Consider the following 4,875-nt stretch of genomic DNA (forward strand, 5'->3'; position numbering starts at 1 on the left):
CAACTCTGAAGCGGCCAGTTCTGAACTTGCCGCAAATGTGCCAACTGCCCCGTGAGCCTGATGTGAAACGGGACAAGCCTGACTCATGGTCTAAAAAGGGAATCGGCGTTGTCGTGCTTGATAGCACCAGTGGTGCTCCCCTTTATCGTCTTAAACTGTCAGCTGTCCTTGCTGAAGGCAGTAAACGTGACGCCGGTTCGTCAGGTGGCGTCTCTGTTATCCCGCTTTTCGGTAAAGAGAAGCCGGTTGCATTGGCATTAACAGCGATACGGGGACAGGTGGAAACGGTTGACTTGCCAACAGACGCAGTTCCTGGCCGCATCCACCGTGTGCTGGTTGATGCGGCCAGACTTGTACCTCCTTTTTTTAATGAGTTACGGCTGGAAATTGAAGGGAATGCGCTGGTGTGGCAGGAAACGGGTGGACGCTATCAGCATTGAGGTAAACTTCAAAACGCGGGTCAGAGTAAGGACGAACACACTATTTTTTTCTCCCTCCGCCTTGCCAGATGACAATTCCCTGATATAGTTCATTAAATAGTTTGAAAAGCTGTTTTAGCCTTTCCCCTGTGCTGCGTTAAGGGTGTCAAGCGAGGGAGCCACCAGATGAATGGTCGTGATAAACATTGCGCTGTGCTGATTATTGATGATTCGCCTGAGAAAATCAGTCCGATGCTGGCTACTTTGCAAAAAGAGTACGGTGGCAAGCTGGTGGCCTGCAGTCTGACTGATTGTAAGGCGGCGCTGAGTATGCCGGAAGATACGGTTTTGCTCGATATGACACTGAATAAAACGGATGCCACCCGCATCAGGCATGAGCTTGCTAATGCCAATCACGCTATTCTGCTTGGAGCGAGCCTGCTCTCCCGCTATTGGGAGGATCTTGTTTCACACATGGATATGCTTGATGATGCACACGAAGAGCAGTCATCGTGCGACGAGGACTGTCGGGAGGCCAGAAAGAACGGTTCAACGGTTATTGAAAACATTATTAAATCAGCCCGCAGGATTGAGGTTCATCTTGCAAAATTGAGAGAGGACGCTCTGGACAGCGTTGGTACATCTGCTTGAGAGGATCACCTATGGAGCCCTGTTGTATAATGAAAGGCCCTGTGCTGGTTGTTGATGATGATGAGCAGGTTGCCAACATGGTGGCCTTGACCCTGAGGTCGGAAGGGATCGCCGATGTACACAAGATAACCGATAGCCGTCAGGTGATGGATGTTCTGAGGCAGAAATCTGCCTCGCTCATACTTCTGGATATGCTTATGCCTAACTTAAGCGGAAGAGATCTGCTGCCTTTAATCAAGCAGGAGTATCCGCATCTGCCGGTTGTGATGGTGACCGGCCTTTCTGATGTTGAAATTGTTGTGGAGTGTATGAAGGCTGGCGCCTACGATTATCTGCTGAAGCCGGTTGAACCCAGCAGGCTGATCGCCTGCGTCAAAAATGTGCAGCAAGTTAGTGATCTGCGAAATGAGATCAGTATTCTGAAGCAATATCTGCTGACCGACAGCCTGAAGCAGCCTGAGGCCTTTGCTGCAATCAAGACCTGCAGTAAGAAGATGCGTGCAATTTTTCAGTATGCTGAGGCGGTTTCTGCCTCTTGTCAGCCGGTTCTGATTACCGGAGAAACCGGTGTTGGCAAAGAGCTGATGGCACGGGCCATCCATCAGCTAAGCGGGGTTAAGGGCAATTTCGTGGCGGTCAATGTGGCTGGTCTGGATGACGCTATGTTTTCAGACGCACTGTTCGGACATACAAAAGGGGCCTTTACCGGTGCTGACCAGGTACGGGAAGGTCTGATCAGGAAGGCTGCAGGCGGAACTCTGTTTCTGGACGAGATTGGTGACCTGCACGGCGCTTCTCAGATTAAACTGCTGCGTCTGTTGCAGGAAGGCGACTATTTTCCCGTTGGTTCCGATTCCGTTAAAAAGAGTGATGCCCGGATCGTTGCGGCAACCAATCATAACCTTCAGGAAGAGATGAGGTCGGGGCGGTTCAGAAGCGACCTCTATTACCGGCTTTGTGCCCATACCATTGAACTGCCGCCTTTGCGGGAGCGCCCTGAGGACATACCGCTGCTTACCATCCATATGGTTGAAGAAACGGCCAGTGTCTACGGAAAACAACCTCCTTTGCTTAGTACAGAGCTGATTCCTCATCTTCGTGCCCAGGCATATCCAGGTAATGTCAGGGAGTTGCGGGGACTGGTGCTGGATGCCATGGCCCGCCATCAGGAGGGCCTGCTTACCTGTGAACATTTCAGGCTGTCCAAAGAAATGTGTCGTAACAATGTTCAGGTCGATAGCAGTAACCATCTGTTGTCATTATTTGGTCACTTTCCTTCTTTCCATGAGATAGAGGACTACCTTATTGATGAAGCGCTTGTATTGAGTAGTGGTAACCACAATCTGGCTGCATCCCTGCTTGGCGTAACGCGTCAAACTATTACCAATCGCCTTAAAGCCCGTGCTAACGGCAAATCAACTGCCTGAAACGGGCTTGCTGTAATGGCTCTTTCTGTTGGTTGGTCTGACGCTAATCGTTGACCCTCCTTTAGTAAAAAACTTACCCCGATGTAAAAAAATTACCTTCCGATCTAACTATTCGTTTTTGCAGTATTCTTTTGCAGAGAGGCTGTCTGCGTAGTAACCCGCCATATAAAAATTTGGCTGATATTCTGTTGTCTGTTTTATTTAGTTTAATAAAACAAGGTAATTAGCTCTGTGTTGCTCCTCGGCATGCTTTCTGTAATAGGAACCCTCACCCGTAGCGGATGTCTTGATGCAGGAATCTGGCAATGTAACGGTGAACAGATCACCGGGAGGACAGTATGAAAACAGAGCATACAGGTATTGCCACCAACCTTTCAGGTGACTGGACCATGAACGGTATTCCCCTGCAGGTACAATCTTTAATAGCGATCTCCAACGGCGTGGGCGGTGTCGTACCCCAAAACAACAGATTGGTGGTTGATTGCTCAGGTATCAAGGCGATCGACATAAGTGGTTTGCAGCTGCTGTATGTCTGGGTGCAGTGTCTGCAGATAAAGGGGCTGCATACTGAACTGGTTAACCTGTCTGACGGCATGCGTTCAACAGTGCATAAGGTTGGCTTGCATAAGCTGCTTGAGGCTTCGCAGGATGTGGCGCTGCCATAGTTGCTGCCACTGATGTATGAGAGGGGCACCATGTCTGCAGACCTTTCACAATTTTTTCAGGTATTTTTTGAGGAAAGCACCGAGCATCTGGCTGAAATGGAGCGGATACTGCTTTCCATTGATCCCCATGCGCCGGATGAAGAGGAGTTGCACGCCGTATTCCGGGCTGCCCATTCCATAAAAGGCGGTGCGGCAACCTTTGGTTTTGGAGATATGGCCGCCACCACCCATACCCTTGAATCCCTGCTGGATCGGGTGCGTCATCACGAGTTGGGTCTTACTGCCGAAATGGTGGATGCCTTTCTGGAAACCAAGGATGCCATTGCCATGCTGCTGGCCGGGCATCGCGATAAGACTCCGGTGGATGAAGCTATTGTTGAGTCGGCCTGCAACAAACTCAAGAGTATTGAGGGGGGTGAACACCATTCGTTAACAGAGCCGGTTACGGGGGGGGCTGAGGTGTTTTCTACGGACAGTCCTGATGGGACAACAGAATACCTGATTGTTTTTACACCGCCGGCAGATCTGTTTAAGAGGGGGGTGCGGGTTGAGCCGCTCTTTGATGAGTTGGCTGGCCTGGGGGAACTATCGGTAACGGCAGAGGTGGCGGCTCCTGATAATTTTGATGTCTATGATCCTGAACAATGCTACCTGAGCTGGAATATTACGCTGAACAGTACTGCCCAGCTGGAAGAACTCCGCGATATCTTCATGTTTGTGGCAGACGAAGAAGAGATAGTGATACAGCTTGTTAAGCCTGCTTTCCTTCACCAAGATCCCCCCGCCTCGCCTGAAACCAACTTGAAAAATAATGATAGCAGTAGAAATCCATCCCCGGAATTACCAGGCAGACGCCTCTATGACCGGGACGAAACCGCCCCCAACGCCTTTGGGCGCAGGCCGGTTGATGGAACTGAGTCTTCATCCATCCGGGTAGGTGTCTCCAAGGTGGACCAACTGATCAATCAGATGGGTGAGCTGGTCATTACCCAGGCCATGCTGGCTCAGACGGCCCAACAGTTTGATCCGGTCCTGTATGAAAGCCTGCATCGCGGCATGGCGCTTCTCCAGCGCAACACCCGTGATCTGCAGGAAAGCGTCATGTCTATCCGTATGATGCCGATCAGTTTTATCTTCAGCCGCTTTCCCCGCCTGGTGCATGATCTGGCTGCCAAGCTGGGCAAGCAGGCAGAGCTGAAACTGGTGGGTGAAACCACTGAACTGGACAAAGGCTTGATTGAGAAGCTGGCAGACCCGTTGACCCATCTGGTGCGTAACAGCCTTGACCACGGCATAGAATCCCCTGAAGAGCGCAGACAGGCAGGAAAACAGCCAGGCGGCATCATTACGCTGCGTGCTGCCCAGACCGGCGGACGGATCGTGATTGAGGTGCTTGACGATGGTGCAGGTCTTAATCGTGCCAAAATTTTGCAGAAGGCGTCTGAGAACGGTCTGGCGGTGTCCGATGAGATGAGCGACGAAGAGGTCTGGCAGCTGATCTTTGCCCCCGGCTTCTCCACGGCTGAAAAGGTTACTGATGTCTCTGGCCGTGGAGTGGGTATGGATGTGGTGATGAAAAATGTCCAGGCCATGGGGGGCCGCGTCTCCATTTCGTCTGAATCCGGCAGGGGCAGTTGTGTGCTGGTATCCCTGCCGCTGACACTGGCCATCCTGCCGGTTCTGTTGGTGAAGCTTGGCGAACTGCCTTTTGCT

5 protein-coding genes are annotated in these 4,875 nt (G+C 51.3%); all 5 read left to right on the forward strand.

The genetic code is table 11. The features are described 5' to 3' along the window. Positions 1–440 (forward strand): hypothetical protein (locus OEL57_RS14060; RefSeq protein WP_300741275.1); only part of this gene is annotated, 440 nt, incomplete at its 5' end. Between the two features lie 165 nt (positions 441–605). Further along, positions 606–1,070, forward strand: coding sequence for a hypothetical protein (locus tag OEL57_RS14065; protein ID WP_300741276.1), 465 nt, complete (start codon positions 606–608; stop codon positions 1,068–1,070). A gap of 29 nt (positions 1,071–1,099) precedes the next feature. Continuing rightward, the gene (locus OEL57_RS14070) at positions 1,100–2,497 is read left to right on the forward strand and encodes a sigma-54-dependent transcriptional regulator (protein WP_300741277.1); all 1,398 of its coding nucleotides are present in this window, start codon (positions 1,100–1,102) and stop codon (positions 2,495–2,497) included. A 338-nt stretch (positions 2,498–2,835) separates the two neighbouring features. Next, positions 2,836–3,162, forward strand: coding sequence for an STAS domain-containing protein (locus OEL57_RS14075; RefSeq protein ID WP_300741279.1), 327 nt, complete (start codon positions 2,836–2,838; stop codon positions 3,160–3,162). Between the two features lie 30 nt (positions 3,163–3,192). Beyond that, on the forward strand, positions 3,193–4,875 hold a 1,683-nt coding region (locus OEL57_RS14080; RefSeq protein ID WP_300741280.1), incomplete at its 3' end, for an Hpt domain-containing protein.

Source organism: Trichlorobacter sp. (assembly GCF_030247655.1).
Taxonomy (GTDB): Bacteria; Desulfobacterota; Desulfuromonadia; order Geobacterales; family Pseudopelobacteraceae; genus Trichlorobacter.